The organism is Streptomyces sp. NPDC058741, from assembly GCF_042746715.1.
In the GTDB taxonomy this organism is placed as follows: domain Bacteria; phylum Actinomycetota; class Actinomycetes; order Streptomycetales; family Streptomycetaceae; genus Streptomyces.
Genome location: NZ_JBHYQH010000055.1, coordinates 14,446 through 33,022 on the forward strand (window position 1 = coordinate 14,446; position 18,577 = coordinate 33,022).

An 18,577-nucleotide genomic window follows, 5' to 3' on the forward strand; every position below is an offset into this window, starting at 1 on the left:
AGTGAGGAGCCCATGAACGACGACACCGCCGGCGCCGCAGCCGCAGCCGCCGACGACACCGCGCCGCCGGTTCCCGAGGAGATCCAGGAGGCCGCCCGGCTCGCTCCCGACCACTGGCTGGGCCTGGTCGACCCCGCGTGGGCGGGGGAGGGCGAACCGCCGGACTGGGCGGTGGTGGGCCAGTGGCGGTCCGGTCAGGACGGTGACATCGAGGAGTGGCGCCCCAACGAGAAGTACCGCCCCTCGCCCCAGGCGCTCGGCTGGTCCGCGCCGACCGACCCGGTGGACGAGGCCGTCCAGCTCGCCGCCACCGGATACGGGCCGGGCGAGGCGGTCCCGCAGACGCTGGCCGTGGCGGAGGTCGCCGTCCTGCTCGGTCCCGGCGGCGTCCCTGTGTCGGCCACCTCGCCCGACGGGGCGGCGGTCGTGCCCGTCTTCACCTCGCCGCCGTACCTGCACGCGGCCGGGCGCTTCGGCTACGAACTGGCGCCGGTGCGCGAGCTGGTGGACCGGATACCGGACGGCCATGTGCTCTACCTCAACCCGTCCGGGCCGGTCGGCATGGCCGTGGAGACCGACGCCCTGCGTCGGGCGATCGAGGAGGCCGCCCGGGAGACGGCGGAGAGCGGCGAGCCGAAGGAGTCCGCAGAGCCGTCGGCCTCCGCGCGCTCCTCGACGGCCCGAGGCGCGGTCCTGCCGAAGCACCCGGTCACCCCGCCCCGTGCCGGGGATGAGGCCGGTCCGGAACCGGTCGCCGGCCTCGGCGTCTGATTGCATGTCGCACCGCACGCCCGGTACCGCACGCTCGACCCACCGCACACCCGGTACCGCACGCCGCACTACCGCACACCGATGGAGTTGCCCCGTATGACAAGCCCTTCCGGTACTCCGGGACCCGAGCCCGAGAACCCCGCCGAGGCGGCCACCGCGGACGGGCCCGGCGTCCAGGGCCCCGGTCCTTCCGCCGCACAGGGCGGCCCGTCCGCCGTACTGAAGGGCCGACCCGGTTACCGCGAACCGCCCGAGGACTTCGTCAAGGCAGCCAAGGTGGCCCCCAACCACTGGCTGTCCGTCATCGACCGGCACTGGATCGGCGACGAGGACGAGCCCCCGCCCTCCTGGGCGAGTCTCGGACGCTGGCGCAGTGACGAGAACGGGGAGATCGTCGAGTGGGAGCCGAACGACGAGTACCGGCCCTCACCCGACGCCCACGGCTGGGCCCCGCCGGTCGGCCCTGTGGACGCCGCCGTGCAGCTGGTCGCCACCGGGTACACCTCGGAGGACCTGTTCGCCCTGATGCTCGCCGACGCCGAGGTGGCCGTCTGCGTCGACGATCAGGGCGGCCTGGCGGTGACCGACACGGAGGACGGTACGGAGGCCGTACCCGTCTTCTCGACGTCACCGGAACTGGAGCAGGACAAACTGCCCCCGCACGAGGTGATGTTCGTTCCCGATCTGCTGGACCGGCTGCCGGAAGGCAAGGAGGTGCTCTTCCTCAGCTCCTCCGCCCCGGTGGGGCAGCTCGTCACAGCGGGCGCGCTACGCGCGGCCATGGCCGAACTGGAGAGGTTCGCGGCTCTGGACGACTTCGACGCGTGGCCGCCCGAGCCCGCACCGGCCGGCGGCGCTCCCGGGGCGGGCGTGGATCAACGGGACACCGAACCCGTCGACGACTGGTTCGACTTCATGACCGCGGGCCAACTGCCGCAGGTCGACGGATCGGAGCAGGTTTCCGGTACCGACGCGGACACCGCGCAGGGACGGGACCGGCCTGGGCGCGGGGTTGAGGGCGAGGACTGACGCGCGGGCCGTTCGGGTGGGCCCGCACCGGGCCACGGATACGACTGAGGACGTACGGCAGGGGTCCGGCGGACGTACGGCAGGCGTCAGGCGGTCGTGTGGGAACAGGGGAATCCGCACGGCCGACCAACTCTCCTCCTTGCGTGTACCGTTGACGCTTGAACGGATCTTCGAGCCGTCGTCCGACGTGGCTCCCCGGCCGCGGCGGGCGACGGTCCTGCGGGGGCGGTGGTTCCCGGGGACGGAGTGGCGCCCGGTCCGGACCACGGTCGCCGTGTCGCACGGCGTCACGTACCGCACTCGGCAACGCATGTAAGGGCACCCCGACTCAGAGGTCCGCACCACCGGACTGTTAACTGACGAGGGTGAGTTCGAAAGGATGGACCGTGTCTTCTGCTTCTGGAGTGCCCGCCGGTGAGTGAGTACGACGTCAGGTCCGTCCCCGAGACGTCTCCCGCGCCCCGGCCCGAACCCTTTCCCGATGCCGAGGACCCCGCGGCGATACCGGCGCACGGGCGGATCGTGACCGTGGGCGCCGGAGCAGCCCCCGCCACCGTCGGGCGGCCGGCCACGCACGACGACGTGGCCGGCACGCTGCCCGAACCGCCTCCCGAAGTGGCCGAGGCCGCCCGTGGTCTGCCGGACCGCTGGCTGAGTGTTCCCGACGCGGCGTGGAAAGGCTCGGGCACACCACCGGACTGGGCGGTCCCCGGCCGGTGGCGTACGGACGCCACGGGCCCGGCAGGCCGGGTGGCGGACGAGACGGCGGCCACCGCCGCTTCCGCCGCTGCTCCGGGCGTGGACACCCACGCGGCCGGCGCGGAAGACGGCTCCGGCCGGGCCGACGTGCCCGAGACGCCCCATGCCCCTCAGGAGGCGGAGCCCGCGGGCGGAAGGGGGCTCCGGGAGTGATACGCCGGGGTGGTCCCTTCGCGCGGCGCCGTGGCGGCCGGTCCTCGGCCCCGGCCGAGCGCCGGCCTGCCGCCGTCCGACCCACCGACGACGGGCCGGACGGCACAGCGGCGGAAGGACTTCTGGTCGAGGACCACGACGGCCTGCTGCTGCTCCGGACGCCGTCGGACCACACGCTCACCTCCGCCGACGTCGCCGACCTGGCACGCGGCACGCGCACGGACGACGGGACCGTGACCGTCGTCGCCGGTGCCGAAGGCATGGCGTCCGCCGCCTTCTGGCCGAGACTGAGCGAGCTGCTGGACTCGCTGAGCGAGTCCGGCGCCGGCACCGTACGGCTTGTCATGGCCGGTGCCGGGCGGGACGCCAAGGACCGGCCCGCCACCGCGCGCCGGATCGCCGACGCCTGGGGGTTCGAGGTCGAGGCCCCGGACGCGGCGCCCCTCGTCGTACCCGGAGGCTCGCTCTTCGTCCCTCCCGCCCCCTCCGCCGACGGGAGACCGGCGAAGGGCGGCTGGTGGCGGTTCGCCCCGGGCGCGGAGCCCGAATCACTGGGGCCGCGCAGCCCGGAGCCCTCCTGGCAGCCCGCGCTGCGCGACGCTCCGTCGGGTACGACGGGCGGCAGCGTGGTGGAGCACATCCCCGCCGGACTGCTGGTACGCCCCGCCGGGGCCCCGGCGACCCAGCCCGGCGACCTGTACCACGCCGTTCCGGTCGACCCCCGGCGCCCGGCCTTGGTGGTCGGTGTGCCCTACGGCGAGGACGTGTCGGACGAGGAGGTCGCCGAGGTACTGGCGGCTCTGCCGGAGGAGGTCAGGTCCGGCGTGCGGCTCGCGCCCGGCGGGCGGCGTGATCTGCTGCGGCTGGCGCAGTCGGTGTGCGACCGGCTGGAGACGGACGTGGAGGTGATGACCGGCCTGCCGCTCGTCGCGGCGGCCCGTCCGCTCGGTTCGTACTCCGTACGGTCGGTCCTGGCCGCGCCGGACGGTACGCCGACGTGGCTGCCGTTCGTGGACTCCGTCGTGTGCCGGCCGCCGGACGGGGAAGGCCGGGCTCGGCCGCCCCAGTTGCTGCGCTGGAGCCCCCCGCTGCCGGGGCCCGCGCGCCCGGAGGCGGGTGTGACCGGTCTGACGGACCAGTGGCAGGTCACCGTCACCAGGGCGGGCCTCTGGGTCGGCCGGCGTGGCGGACCCCTCATGTCCCCCACGGCACGTCAGGTGGACGCGGGCGGCCCCGTGATCGAGCTGGGCATGCCGGGCGAGCTCATGGACGCATCGCTGTCGCCGGCGCTGTCGCGCCTGCTGGGAGCCCTCACACCGGCCCTGCGTGAGCGCGCGACGCTCCATGTGCACGGCGTGCCCCATGACGGCGGGCGCGGCCTGCGCCAGCTGGCGGCACAGCACCGGCTGCGCACCCTGCGCTACGCCGCTCCCGCCCCGGCTCCCGCCCCGGCCCCCGCCCCGGCCCCCGCCCCGGCTCGGCCGCAGCCCACGGCCCAGGGCCAGGCGCTGCCCACCCCGACGGCGGCATCGGCCCCGCCCGCGCCGATGCGGCCCGCTGTGACCGGGGTCGGCCCGGCCGGTGCCGCTGCGTCGGCGGGCCGACCGGGGCCGGGGCAGGGCACCCGGACACGGTCCGCGCAACCGAGTCTGCCGGGCCGGTCTGCGCAGGCGGGGCCGCTGCGACCGGAACAGCCCGTGCAGTCGGTGCAGTCGGGGCGACCGAGCTCGCCGTCGCGGCCGTTGCCGCAGTCACCGCAAGGGCATACTGCCGGAATCGGCCCCGGCCGGCCGGCGGAAGGCACGGGACGGGTCGCACGGACCGAACGCGCTCGCCAGCTCCGAGAAGCGATGGCCGGCGCGATCGCGGGCGTGAACGAGCCGTCGAACGCCGGGGCGCCCGGCCGTGACCCCGGCACGGTCACGGCTGAGGGATCCGGCGGCCCTCGGGCGCTCCGGGACTCCGCCGCGGAGCCAGGCCGATCCGCTGATGCGCCGGGCCGAGCCGGTGCATCCGGGCGGAGGGGTGCGCCCGTCGCGGCCGCCGGTCCCGCCGCGGTGGACGGGCCTGTGCGGGGCGACGGCAGAGGCCCCTCCGGCGGTGCGGGACCGGACGAGGCCGCCGGGACGGACGACGGCCCGGCCGTGACCGATGCTCCGGCGCAGCCTGACGGCCCCGTGCGGAACGACGGGTCCGACGCGTCCGGCCACTCCCCGGCCGGCGGCTCTCCGGCCGGTGACTCCCGGGACGTCGACTCTCCGGCCGGTGGCCCCGGTGGGGGTGACAGCCCGGCTGTGGGCAGCCCTGCGGAAGGTACTCGAGCCGACCGCAGCCCGGCGGGAGGAACGTCGGTTGTGGGCAGCCCGGCGGAAGGCACCCCGTCCGGAGGGACCCCGTCCGGGGAGACCAACGTGTCGCGGGACGGCGCGGGCCCATCGGCCGAGGGAGTATCCCCGGCCGTCGAGGGAGCATCCCCATCCGCCGAGGGAGCGTGGGCCGAGGAACCCGCGGGAGATTCGCTCCGGGACGAACCGGAGGCCTCTGACCGGCCCGATGCCGTGCCCCCGCCGACACCGATGCGTGCGCAATCCGGGACACCGGCTGACCCGGCGCCCGCCACGCCCCCCGCCTCGCCGGGGGCCACGGCATCCCGGGACGTGGCGCACGAGGAGCCGGACGCCCCGGCGGAGCAGGGCGGAACGGGGACGGCGAAGGGCGCTGCCCGCGAGCCGGCTGAATCCGGCCGAGTGGCGGGGTATTCCGGTGCCGCGACGGCTCCTGTCCCCCCGCGGGTGACAGACGTACCCGGCACCCCCGGCACTCCCGGAGCCCCGCGGGCCGCTGAGGAAGTGGAAGCCGAGGACGCCGAAGCCGAGGTCGATGCCGCCGAGGACGCCGAAGCCGAGGTCGATGCCGCCGAGGACGCCGAAGCCGAGCTCGATGAGGTGCACCTGCCGCCGACCCCGCTTCCGCCCGTGCCGTTCGACCCCGGCCACCGCAGCTCCGAAGCGGAACGCACGGCCTTCCGTGCGCTCGCGGAGGGGATGTGGGACCGGCACGGCGCGGCCGTCGCCCGCTCCCTGGCCCGCATGCCCGCGCTGCGTGGCAAGGAGCAGGAGGCGGCGCGCGCCGATCTGATCGCGCTGCGGATGTACCTGCACGTTTCCGAAGGCCCTCTGAGCCACGGCGCGTTGACGCGTGCTCTGCGCGCGTACGAACCGGGCATGCTGCCGTACGGTGCCTGTGTGGCCTCGGCTCTGAACCGGCTCCCGTCCTACCGGGGCGCGGTGCTGCGCGGCACGGGCAGTGATCCGTCCGCCGAGGGCCAGGGCGTCTCCGCTCTTCCCCGCCCCGGCACGCTGCTGCGCGACGCGGCCCTCCTGAGTACCACCCCGTTCGACCCCACCAGCACGGCGGCCATGCCGGGCGGGAGTTACGTCATCTGGTCGGTGGCGGGCCGTCGTGTACGGCAGTTGTCCGACCACGGCCGGGGGCCGGACGAGGTGGTGTTCGCCCCGGGGACCCTCTTCCGGGTACTGGACGTCCGTCGCGACGGCCAGGCCGTACAGCTCTATCTGCGTGAACTGACCGGTCCCGCCGCGGCGACCAGGCCCGATCCCGATGTGGATCGAGCCGTACTCGCCCGGCTGGACGATGTCGTGCGCGGGCGCCCGGCGACACCCGCGGGCACCGGCCGTTGGCCGGAGCGCTGCGTGGGTGCCGTGGGCGCCGGGCCGTGACACGACACCGAACCCAGACATGAGTAAGGAAATTGCATGGCGCGTGAGCATGATCCTTCCCATCGCGTACCGCCGCCGTCGGGCACATCCGCCGGCGCGGGAAACCCCGGGAGAGCCGGGAGTGCACCGGTGTCGGTCCGCCGGGCGGTGACGATGCGCGGGTCGACCGGCGACCCCGGTGGCGCTCTCGCTCCGGGCGCCGGACGGCGTGGCCCCGGGAGCACGCCGTCCACCGCGGCCGCACCGGACGCGACTGCCCGCACGGAAGACCGGGCGGGCGACGACCCGGCCAACCAGGACCCCGGCACCAGCGAGCCGGAGAACGACGGAGCCCGGAAGAGGACGACGGAGCGGGCGGGTGCCGCCGCGGCCGACGCCACCGCGAGAGGCATCGGCGCCCCGGAGCCGTCAGCCGGGGAAACGCCTGAACCAGGTGCGTCCACGCCCGACTCCGGCTCCACCCGGTCCTCTTCGGCCTCCTCGACGGGTACGGCTGCCGCGGCTGCCTCCGCGTCGACACCGGCCGCCGACCCCGCCGCCCCGGCCGCGGGGCCGGGGACCGTCAGCACCGCGGGCGCGTCCCCGGACGCCGCGACGGCCGCGTCGGTGGCCGGCAGCGGTGGCGCGGGGGCGAGTGGCCACTCGGGCGACGAACCGCCCGGCAGCCGTCCCAAGAAGCCGATGCTGGCGGCGGCGGCGATCGTCGGCGCGGTACTCATCGCGGTCCCGTTCCTCGTGGCCGGGCAGGACGATCGCAAGCCCGAGCGGACCCGGACGGAGAACGCCGCCGGAACGGTCCTGGACACCGACCGCTCCACTGCTCCGGAGACCTACACGAGCAAGTCACCGACGCCCTCCGCCAAGCCGAGCGAGAAGAAGGAGAAGAAGGAGAAGAAAAAGCAGCCGCCGCCCGTTCCCGTGGTCCGCAAGGAGACGCCCGCACCGTCACCGAGCCCCACCACGACCCTGGAGAAGGCCGTGATCCTCAAGCTGACCCCGGCGCAGAAGCTCCGCCTGTGGGCCAACAGCCGCTCCGGAGTGCAGAACACCGTGATCAAGAACGCGGCGACCGGCCAGTGCGTGGACCTCGCGGGCTACGGCGCGGGCAAGATCAACGCTTCTGTCTACCAGTTCCCGTGCAACAACACGGCAGCCGACAACCAGCTGTGGAGTCTGGACATCGTGAGTGAGAACGGCGGGCCCCAGAACGCCCCGCTGTTCCTGATCCGCAACAGCAAGGACGGACTCTGCCTGGACCTGGGCGAGTATGGGGCGAGGGCTGCGGGTACGAAGATCGGCGAGTTCCACTGCCGCGCGTCCGCCGACAACCAGCTCTGGTGGCTCGACCCCCGAGAGGACGGGACGAACTGGATCCGGAACGCCGTCAGCAACGACCTGTGCCTGCGCCCGACCGGCGGCGCGGCCGCGGGCAACGACGCCCCGCTGGAGATCGCCAAGTGCGGTTCCGGTGACCGCTGGATCGTCTGAGTAGCGCTCGGACGGCCGACACGTCCCCGTTTCCCCGGTGCACTCGACCGCACCGGGGGAACGGGGACGTCCCCCTTCCCGGCCCCTGCGCCCTCCCCGAGAGACGAGCAGCCACGCCAACGTCGCCCAGCGGGTGAAGGACGCCCGAGAGGAACGCCCCGCAGCCGGACCCGAACCGGCACGGGGCGTTCGATCACGACAGGGCGGCGTACGCGACGGAGCTCGCCCAGGCGACGGGCGCCAGAGCGAGCTGAGGGCTTCCCTCGACGAATCCCGGACGCGGACGGGCTCGGGGGCCGTTCGTCGGGGAGACGCCGGCCGACCGGTGGTCTGTGCACGACCGTGTCCCATGGGCAGGACCGTACGGGCGGAGTTCGATCTGCCGTGTCGCCTGCAGGGTGCCCTGCGGTCCGCCGCCTCATCAGGCCGGTCCTCGCCGTGTGTGACCCGGCCCGGCAGCCGTCCCGCCTCGCGCACGGCGTCGTGCAGGAAGACGAGCCCGCCCGGGCCGGCGAGGGTGCCGTCGAACACGTCGACGAACAGCGGGAGCAGGGTCTCCTTGCGTACGGCCGCCCGGACCGCCGACACGGCCAGCCGGCGGTCGAGCCCGGGGTCCCGGCGGCCCTCGGCTCAGGACGTCGCCGGTCTCCGGGCGGGCGCGTACCTCCAGTCCCGCGACCGCGCCGGTCGTCAGGTTGACCACCGGCAGGAGGACGAGTCGGAGAGTGTCCGTCCACGAGTGCACTCGAGCCTGATGGCCGGGAGCGGCGCATACCCGGGCGCCGTTCATACGACGTTCACGCAGGATCTCCGAGTGGCCGCAGAGCGTGCGCGCCCGGCCGGCCGCAGCAGGGGCCCACTTCCCCGGGTGAGGCGTCTCCTGATAGACGCAGGAGCCATGACACGACTCACCACCGTGACACGAGCCCTGATCGCCGCGGCCGCCGCCCTGCTCGCGGCCACCGCCTCCTTGACCCCCGCCCGCGCCGGAACCGCCCCCCGGGCACCGCGGGACTTCGTGACCCTGAGGAGCGTGGACCCGACGATCCTTCAGGAGTTGCGCTACGCCACCGCGCACAACTTCGTCGGCGAGCGCATCGACGGCTACCGGCAGCCGCTCTGCATCCTCACCCGCCCCGCCGCCGAAGCCCTGCACAAGGCCCAGAGGAAGCTGCTGCGCCAGGGCTACACGCTCAAGGTCTACGACTGCTACCGGCCGCAGCGAGCGGTGAACCACTTCGTCCGCTGGGCGCAGGACCTCGACGACCAGGCCATGAAGGGCGAGTTCTACCCGAACGTCGACAAGACCCGGCTGTTCGCCGACGGTTACATCGCCGGGAAGTCGGGCCACAGCCGGGGATCCACCCTGGACGTCACCCTCGTCAGGCTCCCGGCCGAGCGGACCCGGCCGTATCGCCCCGGAGAGACCCTCGTGCCGTGCGTCGCGCCCCGGAGCGAGCGGTTCCCCGACAACTCGGTCGACATGGGGACCGGCTTCGACTGCTTCGACACCCTCTCGCACACCCTCGACCCGCGTGTCCAGGGCACCCAGCGCGCCCATCGGCTGCTGCTCAAGGACACCCTGGAAGGGCTCGGCTTCGTGAACCTGGCCGAGGAGTGGTGGCACTACACCTTCAAGCCCGAGCCCTATCCGGACACCTACTTCGACTTCCCCGTGTCCGGGAAGGCGCTGTCCGGCCGTCACCGAGGGCGCCTGCCCGCGACGCCCTCTGCGTGATCGGCTACAGTCCGCGCGTGTCCGAAAAACAGCACATCATGTCCAACTCTGCGCCGGACTCCCATTGTTCGAGCTGCGGCGCCCCCTACGGAGAGGGCGTCTCCGGCTGGCCCCGCACCTGCCCGGTGTGCGGCGCCGTGGCCTATCGCAATCCCCTGCCGGTCGCGGTCGCCCTCCAGCCCGTCTACGACACCCAGGGCACCGCCCTGGTCGTCATCCAGCGGACCGTCGCCCCCGCGCGCGGGGGCATCGCACTGCCCGGCGGCTACCTCGACGACCGCGAGGACTGGCGGCAGGCCGTCGTCCGCGAACTGCGCGAGGAGACCGGCATCGACGCGGCCGTCCGCGACGTACGCCTCGTCGACGCCATGAGCTCGCCCGACGGACACCTGCTGCTGTTCGGTCTCCTTCCGGAACGCCCCGTCGAGAGCCTGCCGCCCTCCACCGCCACCGGCGAGACGGAGGGCTGGGACCTCCTGCGCAGGCCGCAGGAGCTGGCCTTCCCCCTGCACACCCTGGCGGTAAGGGCCTGGTTCGAGGGCCGCTACATCTGAGCGTCAGCGCGTTCCGGTTCCCCGGACGCGCACGGGGTGGGGCGGCTCGGCACCGCCGTCCCCTCCCTCCCGCTCGACGACCAGCCGCGTGCCCGTCCAGCGGGCGGTGTAGCGCTCGATCTCCGGCTCGTCCCACCCGTCGCCCCCGTCCGGGACGACGAGCCCGCCACCGGTCCGCCCCCGGGCGGGCGCCCACACCTCCAGCTCGATCCCGCCGTCCGCACCCCGCACGGGAAGAACGGCGCCCGCCCGTGCGAACACCGGTATACGCGACAGCGGCGCGTCGACCAGAACCCGGGCAGGCCCCTCGTACGCCCGCTCCGTCGCCGTGTCGTACCAGCGCCCCTGCGGCAGCTGCACCGCACGCCGATCCGCACCCGGGTCCAGCACCGGGGCCACCAGCAGGCTGTCACCCAGCAGGAAGGCGTCCTCGCAGTCCCGCAGCGCCCGCTCCTCCGGCGCCCCCCACCACAGGGGCCGCACGTACGGCGCCCCCGTACGCCGGGCCAGATGCGCCAGCGTCATGAAGTACGGCAGCAGCCGACGACGTCCCAGCAGCGCCGCGCGCGCGTGCTCCAGCACCTCCGGACCGAACTCCCAGGGTTCCCTGCGCCCGGCCCGCAGACTCGCGTGCGTACGGAACAGCGGCAGATACGCGCCCAGCTGGAACCACCGAAGGAACAGCTCCGGTGACGGCTCCCCGTCGAAACCACCGATGTCCGGCCCCGAGTACGGAACACCGCACAGCCCGAGCCCCATCACCAGCGAAAGCGACGCCCGCAGCCCGGGCCAGCCGGTGGCGACGTCCCCCGACCACGCGCCGCCGTAGCGCTGCATACCGGCCCACCCGGAGCGCGAGAACAGGAACGGCCGCTCCTGAGGAGCGAGTCTCAGCAGCCCCTCGAAACCCGCCCGGGCCATGCACAGGGCATAGACGTTGTGCGCCTCACGGTGGTCGCCACCGCGCCCCTCCAAGGAATGGCGTGCCGAGCGCGGCAGCGTCATCTCCCCGAACGCGGTGAACGAGCTGGGCTCGTTCATGTCGTGCCAGAAGCCCGAGAACCCCTGCGCGAGCCGCTCCTCGTACAGACCGCCCCACCACGCACGCACCCGCGCGTGCGTGAAATCCGGGAACACCGCCTCCCCGGGCCACACGACCCCCTCGACGACCCGGCCCGCCGCGTCCCGCACGAACGCGTCCTGCGCCGTCCCACCGTCGTACACGGCGTTCCCGGGCGCCGCCTTCACCGCCGGATCGACGATCGACACCAGACGGACGCCGTCCCGCCCGAGCTCCTCGGCCAGCAGGGGCAGCTTCGGGAAGCGGTCCAGGTCGACGGTGAACACCTGGTGCCGGTCGAGGTGATCGATGTCCAGGTGCACCGCGTCCAGCGGCAGCCCGTGCTCCAAGTAGCCCGCGACGATCCGCCGCACCTCCTGCTCGCTGCCGAAGCCCCACCGCGCGTGGTGATGGCCCAGCGCCCACGCGGGCGGCAGCGCCGGCGCCCCCGTCAGCGAGGCCCAGGCGAGCAGCACGCGCGCGGGAGTACCCACCATGACCCAGCAGCGCAGCGGACCGCCGTCCATCCGCAGCTCGCTCGTACCGGCCCGGTCGTGCCCCGACCCGGCGCCCTCCTCGCCCTCGCGCAGCGTCACCGCGCCGTCCCACGAGCTGTCGTGGAACACCAGGTGCGTACCGCCGTCCGACACGACCAGCTGCACCGGCATCGTGATGTACAAGGGGTCGTCACCGGGAGCGAAGGGGCCGCCCGGGTCGGTGTTCCACAGCCGGTACGTCCCGTCCCGCAGCCGCGGACCCGACGCACGCCCTCCGAGGCCGAAGAACCGGGCGTCGGCCGCCACCTCCGACCGCTGCATCCAGCGCGCCTCCCCGCCCCCGACCGGCTCCCACCACCGGGGCGGCAGATCACGCCGCAAGGCCACCCCGCCGGGAGTCTGCACCTCCACCGCGCCGTGCCGCGAGACCACGACCGTGACACGCTCGGCCACCACCCGCCAGCCGCCGTCCTTGTCGGGCTCCAGCACCGCCCGCGGATCCGGCTCCGGACAACGCCCGGCCAGCGCGTACGACGGCTCGGGCTCCGCGCCGTCCCAGCCCAGGAAGACGGCCCCGTTCACGGCGACGACGATCCGCAGCTCCGACCGGACGAACCGGACCACACCGCCCCCGGGCCCCGGCTCCGCCTCACGCACGAGCCCGGGCACCCGCGCCCGCTCCGCCCCCCGGACCGGCAGCCCGGTGGCATCGGCCCGCCGCCTGCGCCACGCCGCCCGCACGGTACGCACACCCTGCGCCGCCCCCACAGAAGCCACCGCTTTCACCGAACGCACCAGGCCACGACCGTTCATGCTGCTCACCCTGCCACTGACCGCCCCGCAGGGATGTCTCGTTCAACTGCCGTTCACCCGTGCCAGGACCACATCTTCACGACACGGACTATGTGGGGCGCACCCTGGTGCCGAAGTCGATCACATGGCATTCTCCGTCTCAGCCGCGTCACGCGCACGCCCCAGCCCGTGCGCGGAGGACGCGCACGACGCGCACAGTCCGGGAGCCGACCATGTCGACCGAACGTCCACAGCCGCTCTGGCAGCCAGACGCCGAGCGCATCGCCCGGGCACGGATCACCGCGTTCCAGGCCTGGGCCGCCCAGCACCACGGCGCCCCCGCCGTGGGCGGCTACGCGGCGCTCCAGCGCTGGTCCGTCGACGAGCTGGAAGCATTCTGGAAGGCCGTCACCGAGTGGTTCGACGTCCGCTTCTCGACCCCTTACGCGCGCGTGCTCGGCGACCGCTCCATGCCGGGCGCCCAGTGGTTCCCCGGGGCGACCCTCAACTACGCCGAACACGCGCTGCGAGCCGCCGCCACCCGCGCGGACCAACCGGCCCTCCTCCACGTCGACGAGACGCACGAACCACGCCCCGTCACGTGGTCCGAGCTGCGCCGCCAGGTCGGCTCCCTGGCCGCCGAGCTGCGCACCCTCGGCGTCCGCCCCGGTGACCGCGTCAGCGGCTACCTCCCCAATATCCCGCAGGCCGTGGTCGCCCTGCTCGCCACCGCCGCCGTGGGTGGCGTCTGGACCTCGTGCGCCCCCGACTTCGGCGCCCGCAGCGTCCTCGACCGCTTCCAGCAGGTGGAACCCGTCGTGCTGTTCACGGTCGACGGCTACCGCTACGGCGGCAAGGAACACGACCGCCGCGAGACCGTCGCCGAACTGCGCCGCGAACTGCCCACCCTGCGAGCCGTCGTCCACATCCCCCTCCTCGGCACCGAAGCACCGGAAGACGCCCTCGACTGGTCCGCCCTCACCTGCGCCGACACCGAGCCCGTCTTCGAGCAGGTGCCCTTCGACCACCCCCTGTGGGTGCTCTACTCCTCCGGCACGACCGGCCTGCCCAAGGCCATCGTCCAGTCCCAGGGCGGCATCCTCGTCGAGCACCTCAAGCAGCTCGGCCTGCACTGCGACCTGGGCCCCGAGGACCGCTTCTTCTGGTACACCTCGACCGGCTGGATGATGTGGAACTTCCTCGTCTCCGGCCTGCTCACCGGCACCACGATCGTCCTCTACGACGGCAGCCCCGGCTACCCGGACACCGGCGCCCAGTGGCGCATCGCCGAACGCACGAAGGCCACCCTCTACGGCACCTCGGCCGCCTACGTCATGGCCTGCCGCAAGGCGGGCGTCCACCCGTCCCGCGACTTCGACCTCTCCTCCGTCCAGTGCGTCGCCACCACCGGCTCACCCCTGCCGCCCGACGGCTTCCGCTGGCTCCACGACGAGGTCCGCGACGACCTGTGGATCGCCTCCGTCAGCGGAGGCACGGACGTCTGCTCCTGCTTCGCCGGAGCCGTGCCCACCCTCCCGGTCCACGTCGGAGAGCTCCAGGCCCCCTGCCTGGGCACCGACCTGCAGTCCTGGGACCCCAGCGGCAACCCCTTGACCGACGAGGTCGGCGAGCTCGTCGTCACCGACCCCATGCCGTCGATGCCCATCCGCTTCTGGAACGACCCCGACGGCAGCCGCTACCGCGACAGCTACTTCGACACCTACCCCGGCGTATGGCGGCACGGCGACTGGATCACCCTCACCTCCCGCGGCTCCGTCGTCATCCACGGCCGCTCCGACTCCACGCTCAACCGCCAAGGCGTACGAATGGGCTCCGCCGACATCTACGAAGCCGTCGAACGCCTCCCCGAGATCAGGGAATCACTGGTCATCGGCATCGAGCAGCCCGACGGCGGCTACTGGATGCCCCTCTTCGTGCATCTCGCCCCCGGCGCCGCCCTCGACGAGGACCTGCTGAACCGCATCAAGCAGACCATCCGCGAACAGCTGTCCCCGCGCCACCTGCCCGACGAGATCATCGAAGTACCCGGCGTCCCGCACACCCTCACCGGCAAGCGCATCGAGGTCCCCGTCAAGCGCCTCCTGCAAGGCACCCCGCTGGAGAAGGCGGTCAACCCGGGCTCCATCGACGACCTCGACCTGCTGTCCTTCTACGAGGAGCTCGCGCGCAAACGAGCGTGAACCACTCCCCGTCATCTCGACCGGAGGTGTGGGTCATGGTTCAGAACTGACCCTGACCTGCACTTTCGTCCATCATCAACTGCCTTCGATCCCTCGCCGACCCCTCGTTGTCAGTGCCGTCGATTACTGTGAGTGAGCATTGATCGACCGTGCACAGGGGGAAAGCGATGACACACACCGACAGCCGGACCATGCGACGCGTCCTGCGGCGCGAGATCGCCGGCACCATCGGCCTGCTCACCGACGAGCACGACTTCCGGACCATGCGGCGCTACCGCACCTTCACCTTCGACGACCACGCCGCCTACCTCCGCCAGGTCGAAGGCCTCCTCAGGACACGCGCCCTGCAGGGCAGCCACACCTCCGTGGCCCTCTTCGACCCCGAGGAGTACGCCGAGTTCTGCCGGCTCAAGGACCTCGACCCCGACATTCCGTCCAGCCGCACACGCTTCACGGCACACCTCGCACACACCGGCCCCACCCTCCCCTATGAGGGCCAGCCACTGGCCGACCTCCTCGCCGCCCTGGTCGACGAAGCCGTCCGCCAGGCCACCTGGGAGTACGCGACCACACTCCTCGCCCGCCTCGGCGCCTGCGCCTCCTGCGGCGAGGACCTCGGGCACGCCGCCTTCGCCCGTGCCTCGGACCTCCTCACCCGCATCCTCGACACCGCCCCACCCGGCGACCGGCACCTCGTCTGCAGCGTGACCGGACCGCCCGAAACCCTCGTCGCCGCCCTCCACGCCACCGACACCGGCAGCGGCCCGCAACTGGACGAGACCGCAGCCCTCGAGTTCACCACCGTCCTGGCCCTCGGCCTCGCCACGGAGAGCCCCGGAGGACTCGTCGTCCGCGCCAGCGCCCCCGGCACCGCCGACCGCGTGTACGGCTGGCGCCTGCGCACCTACGGACTCCACCCCCTCACCGCCGGAGAGGTCTTCGACGCCTACTGCACCGACGCCGACTCCGGGGACCTCATCTCACCGGAGTCCAACGTCGACTACAGCGCACCGCCCGACCTGGGAGAGGAGAAGCCGGCACAGGGGCACCGCCACTGAGAACGGAGGAGGGGCGCCCCACCTCGGTGGAGCGCCCCTCCCGGGCAGCCGTCGGCCGTGCCACGCCCGGACTACTCGCCCGACAGCACCGCCTGCGCCGCGCCGCGCGCGTCCTCGGCGCTGTCCGACGCACGCGCCGCGGCGGCGGCACGCTCGCACTGCGCCAACGTGTACTTGGCCAGTGTCGCCCGCACATAGGGGACGGACGCCGCGCCCATCGAGAGAGAGGTGACCCCCAGACCGGTCAGCACACACGCCAGCAGCGGGTCGGCCGCGGCCTCACCGCAGACACCACAGCTCTTGCCCTCGGCCTTGGCCGCCTCGGCGGACAGCGCCACCAGGTCGAGCAGCGCGGGCTGCCACGGGTCCTGCAGCCGGGACACCGCGCCCACCTGACGATCCGCGGCGAAAGTGTACTGCGCCAGGTCGTTGGTCCCGAGCGACAGGAACTCCACCTCCTGCAGGATCGAACGCGCCCGCAGCGCGGCCGACGGGATCTCGACCATCGCACCGAACTTGGCCCGCAGTCCCGCCTCACGGCACGCGTCCGCGAAAGCCCGGGCATCCGCACGGTCCGCCACCATCGGAGCCATGACCTCGAGGTGGACCGGCAGCCCTTCGGCGGCCTTCGCGAGAGCCGTCAGCTGCGTACGCAGCACCTCCGGGTGATCCAGCAGCGTTCGCAGACCCCGCACGCCGAGCGCCGGGTTCGGTTCGTCCGCCGGCGTCAGGAAGTCGAGCGGCTTGTCCGCGCCCGCGTCCAGCACCCGCACCACGACCCGCCCCTCCGGGAACGCCTCGAGCACCTGCCGGTACGCCGTGACCTGCTTCTCCTCGGACGGCGCCTGCTTGCTGTCGTCCAGGAAGAGGAACTCGGTACGGAACAGACCCACACCCTCGGCACCGGCCTCGACGGCCGCCTCCACATCCGCGGGACCACCGATGTTCGCCAGCAGCGGCACCTTGTGACCGTCCGCGGTGGCACCGGGCCCGGTCGAGGCCGCCAGCGCCGCCTTGCGCTGCGCGGCCGCGGCCTCCAGCTCGGTCTTCTTCTCGTCGCTCGGGTCCACGAAGATCTCTCCCGTACTGCCGTCGACGGCGATCATCGTGCCCTCGGCCAGCTCACCGGCCCCCGGCAGCGCCACCACGGCCGGCACACCGAGCGCCCGCGCCAGGATCGCGCTGTGGCTGGTGGGACCGCCTTCCTCCGTGACGAAACCGAGCACCAGAGCCGGGTCCAGCAGCGCGGTGTCGGCAGGAGCGAGGTCACGGGCGACCAGGACATAGGGCTCGTCGCTGTCGGGCACCCCCGGCATCGGCACCCCGAGAAGACGAGCGACGATGCGGTTCCGCACGTCATCCAGGTCGGCCACCCGCCCGGCGAGGTACTCACCTGCATTCGCCAGCAGCTCCCGGTAGGCGGCGAACGCGTCGTACACCGCCCGCTCGGCGGTGCTGCCGACCGCGATCCGCCGCTCCACATCGGCCATCAGCTCGGGGTCCTGCGCCATCATCGCCTGCGCCTCGAGCACCGCCTGGGCCTCACCGCCCGCCAGATTGCCCCGCGCCGTCAGATCGGCCGCCACCGCCTCCATTGCCTTGCCGGCGCGCCCCTGTTCGCGCTCCGCCTCGTCCGCCGGGATCTGCTTGGCCGGCGGCTCGAGCACCGCCGTCCCCATATGCCGAACCTCGCCGATCGCCACACCGTGGCTCACACCGACGCCTCGCAGCGTTGTCTCCATCTCACCCGTCTCCGATAGTGCGGCGGGCCCCGCCGCCGCGTTGGTTGTCGTACTCGCCGTCCCGCGACGGCACGGACGTCACTTCCAGAGGAAAAGACTGTCGCCGGCCTTCACTTCGCCGTCGACGCGAAGATCGGAGAGGGCCTCGGCCGTCGCCTCGAGCGCCACGACCGGGCAGATCGCGGACTTGCCCGCGGCCTCGACGTCCGCGGGGTTCCAGCGCACGATGCCCTGGCCGCGCCGCACCTTGTCGCCCTTGTTCACCAGCAACTCGAAGCCCTCGCCGTTCAGCTGCACCGTGTCGATGCCGAGGTGGGTGAGCACGCCGTGTCCGCTCTCGTCGACCACGACGAACGCGTGCGGGTGCAGGGAGACGATGACACCGTCCACGGGAGAGACGGCCTCGGAAGGCTCACGCACGGGGTCGATGGCGGTGCCCGGGCCGACCATGGCCCCGGAGAAGACCGGATCCGGCACGGCCGCCAGTCCGACGGCGCGTCCTGCGAGCGGGGACGTCACGGTGGTCACGGGAAACCTCCCAGGGCTGGAGATCGACAGGGGCCCGTCCCTGTAGGTACCGGACGGCACACTGCTGAGCAGGGTATGCCACCTGAAGTGCCCGTTCCGCGCGAGTACTCCAGAGTGGTCTAGACCATATCGCACACAGATTTGCCCCTGCTTCGCGGTCGCGTGTACAGTCTTACTCCTGCTTGGGGCTGAACAACGCCTTGGCCCGGCAGCAACCAACTTGTCAGATCCTCCTCTACGGATCGCTTTCTGCATGCCCGCAGAGCGGTGGTCAAGAGGCCGGGAAAACACTGATAGAGTGGGAGACGCAAGACCGAAGGGAAGCGCCCGGAGGAAAGCCCGAGAGGGTGAGTACAAAGGAAGCGACCGTTTCTTGAGAACTCAACAGCGTGCCAAAAGTCAACGCCAGATATGTTGATACCCCGTCCATCGGGTGACCGATGGTCGAGGTTCCTTTGAAAAAACAC

General features: G+C 72.9%; 13 protein-coding genes and 1 pseudogene. 9 read left to right on the forward strand and 5 right to left on the reverse strand.

The annotated features are described in order from the left end of the window. Nucleotides 1–12: 12 nt before the first annotated feature. The 5 genes from ACFW6P_RS29040 (at nt 13) to ACFW6P_RS29060 (ending at nt 7,940) form a co-directional block, all read left to right on the forward strand. A complete protein-coding gene (locus ACFW6P_RS29040) occupies nt 13–771 on the forward strand; it encodes a type VII secretion system-associated protein (protein ID WP_386359362.1) in 759 nt (252 codons plus the stop codon). A gap of 96 nt (nt 772–867) precedes the next feature. Continuing rightward, nucleotides 868–1,800 (forward strand): type VII secretion system-associated protein, encoded by a 933-nt coding sequence (locus ACFW6P_RS29045; protein ID WP_386359363.1) that lies wholly within the window; start codon nt 868–870, stop codon nt 1,798–1,800. 414 nt (nt 1,801–2,214) lie between these two features. Further along, complete coding sequence (locus tag ACFW6P_RS29050; RefSeq protein ID WP_386359364.1) at nt 2,215–2,712, forward strand: hypothetical protein; 498 nt, start codon at nt 2,215–2,217, stop codon at nt 2,710–2,712. Continuing rightward, nucleotides 2,709–6,452 (forward strand): hypothetical protein, encoded by a 3,744-nt coding sequence (locus ACFW6P_RS29055; protein WP_386425356.1) that lies wholly within the window; start codon nt 2,709–2,711, stop codon nt 6,450–6,452. The genes ACFW6P_RS29050 and ACFW6P_RS29055 overlap by 4 nt, the downstream gene beginning before the upstream one ends. Nucleotides 6,453–6,581: 129 nt before the next feature. Next, a complete protein-coding gene (locus ACFW6P_RS29060; RefSeq protein WP_386359366.1) occupies nt 6,582–7,940 on the forward strand; it encodes an RICIN domain-containing protein in 1,359 nt (452 codons plus the stop codon). A gap of 441 nt (nt 7,941–8,381) precedes the next feature. On the opposite strand, the pseudogene ACFW6P_RS29065 reads toward ACFW6P_RS29060, so the two are convergent. Next, a pseudogene (locus tag ACFW6P_RS29065) lies at nt 8,382–8,685 on the reverse strand (diguanylate cyclase); the annotation flags it as partial. Between the two features lie 153 nt (nt 8,686–8,838). On the opposite strand from ACFW6P_RS29065, the gene ACFW6P_RS29070 reads away from it, so the two are divergent. Both ACFW6P_RS29070 and ACFW6P_RS29075 read left to right on the forward strand, forming a co-directional pair. Further along, nucleotides 8,839–9,678: a M15 family metallopeptidase gene (locus ACFW6P_RS29070; protein WP_386425358.1), complete on the forward strand. Its 840-nt coding sequence runs from the start codon at nt 8,839–8,841 to the stop codon at nt 9,676–9,678. A 38-nt stretch (nt 9,679–9,716) separates the two neighbouring features. Beyond that, a complete protein-coding gene (locus ACFW6P_RS29075) occupies nt 9,717–10,232 on the forward strand; it encodes an NUDIX domain-containing protein (RefSeq protein WP_386359375.1) in 516 nt (171 codons plus the stop codon). A 3-nt stretch (nt 10,233–10,235) separates the two neighbouring features. On the opposite strand, the gene ACFW6P_RS29080 is transcribed toward ACFW6P_RS29075, so the two are convergent. Further along, the gene (locus ACFW6P_RS29080) at nt 10,236–12,602 is read right to left on the reverse strand and encodes a TIM-barrel domain-containing protein (protein ID WP_386425361.1); all 2,367 of its coding nucleotides are present in this window, start codon (nt 12,600–12,602) and stop codon (nt 10,236–10,238) included. Nucleotides 12,603–12,814: 212 nt separating this feature from the next. Between ACFW6P_RS29080 and ACFW6P_RS29085 the strand changes: the two genes are divergently transcribed. Continuing rightward, nucleotides 12,815–14,782, forward strand: a complete 1,968-nt coding sequence (locus ACFW6P_RS29085; protein ID WP_386359369.1) for an acetoacetate--CoA ligase — start codon at nt 12,815–12,817, stop codon at nt 14,780–14,782. A 167-nt stretch (nt 14,783–14,949) separates the two neighbouring features. Further along, nucleotides 14,950–15,840 carry a hypothetical protein gene (locus ACFW6P_RS29090; protein ID WP_386359370.1) on the forward strand — a complete coding sequence of 297 codons (891 nt, stop codon included), beginning with the start codon at nt 14,950–14,952 and terminating at the stop codon, nt 15,838–15,840. Nucleotides 15,841–15,911: 71 nt separating this feature from the next. Here the strand turns inward: ACFW6P_RS29090 and ptsP are convergent, their stop codons facing one another. From ptsP to ACFW6P_RS29105, 3 genes are all read right to left on the reverse strand, one after another. Continuing rightward, on the reverse strand, nt 15,912–17,582 hold the full coding sequence (gene ptsP / locus ACFW6P_RS29095; protein ID WP_386359372.1) for a phosphoenolpyruvate--protein phosphotransferase: 1,671 nt from the start codon (nt 17,580–17,582) through the stop codon (nt 15,912–15,914). Between the two features lie 78 nt (nt 17,583–17,660). Then, nucleotides 17,661–18,110: a PTS glucose transporter subunit IIA gene (locus tag ACFW6P_RS29100; protein WP_386359373.1), complete on the reverse strand. Its 450-nt coding sequence runs from the start codon at nt 18,108–18,110 to the stop codon at nt 17,661–17,663. A 271-nt stretch (nt 18,111–18,381) separates the two neighbouring features. After that, the coding region (locus ACFW6P_RS29105) for a hypothetical protein (protein ID WP_386425364.1) at nt 18,382–18,577 on the reverse strand (196 nt) is incomplete at its 5' end.

Coding starts and splice junctions, on each gene's coding strand:
- ACFW6P_RS29075 (WP_386359375.1), top strand. CDS start 9,717: ATGTCCAACTCTGCGCCGGACTCCCATTGTTCGAGCTGCGGCGCCCCC.
- ACFW6P_RS29045 (WP_386359363.1), top strand. CDS start 868: ATGACAAGCCCTTCCGGTACTCCGGGACCCGAGCCCGAGAACCCCGCC.
- ptsP (WP_386359372.1), bottom strand. CDS start 17,582: ATGGAGACAACGCTGCGAGGCGTCGGTGTGAGCCACGGTGTGGCGATC.
- ACFW6P_RS29040 (WP_386359362.1), top strand. CDS start 13: ATGAACGACGACACCGCCGGCGCCGCAGCCGCAGCCGCCGACGACACC.
- ACFW6P_RS29070 (WP_386425358.1), top strand. CDS start 8,839: ATGACACGACTCACCACCGTGACACGAGCCCTGATCGCCGCGGCCGCC.
- ACFW6P_RS29090 (WP_386359370.1), top strand. CDS start 14,950: ATGACACACACCGACAGCCGGACCATGCGACGCGTCCTGCGGCGCGAG.
- ACFW6P_RS29085 (WP_386359369.1), top strand. CDS start 12,815: ATGTCGACCGAACGTCCACAGCCGCTCTGGCAGCCAGACGCCGAGCGC.
- ACFW6P_RS29080 (WP_386425361.1), bottom strand. CDS start 12,602: ATGAACGGTCGTGGCCTGGTGCGTTCGGTGAAAGCGGTGGCTTCTGTG.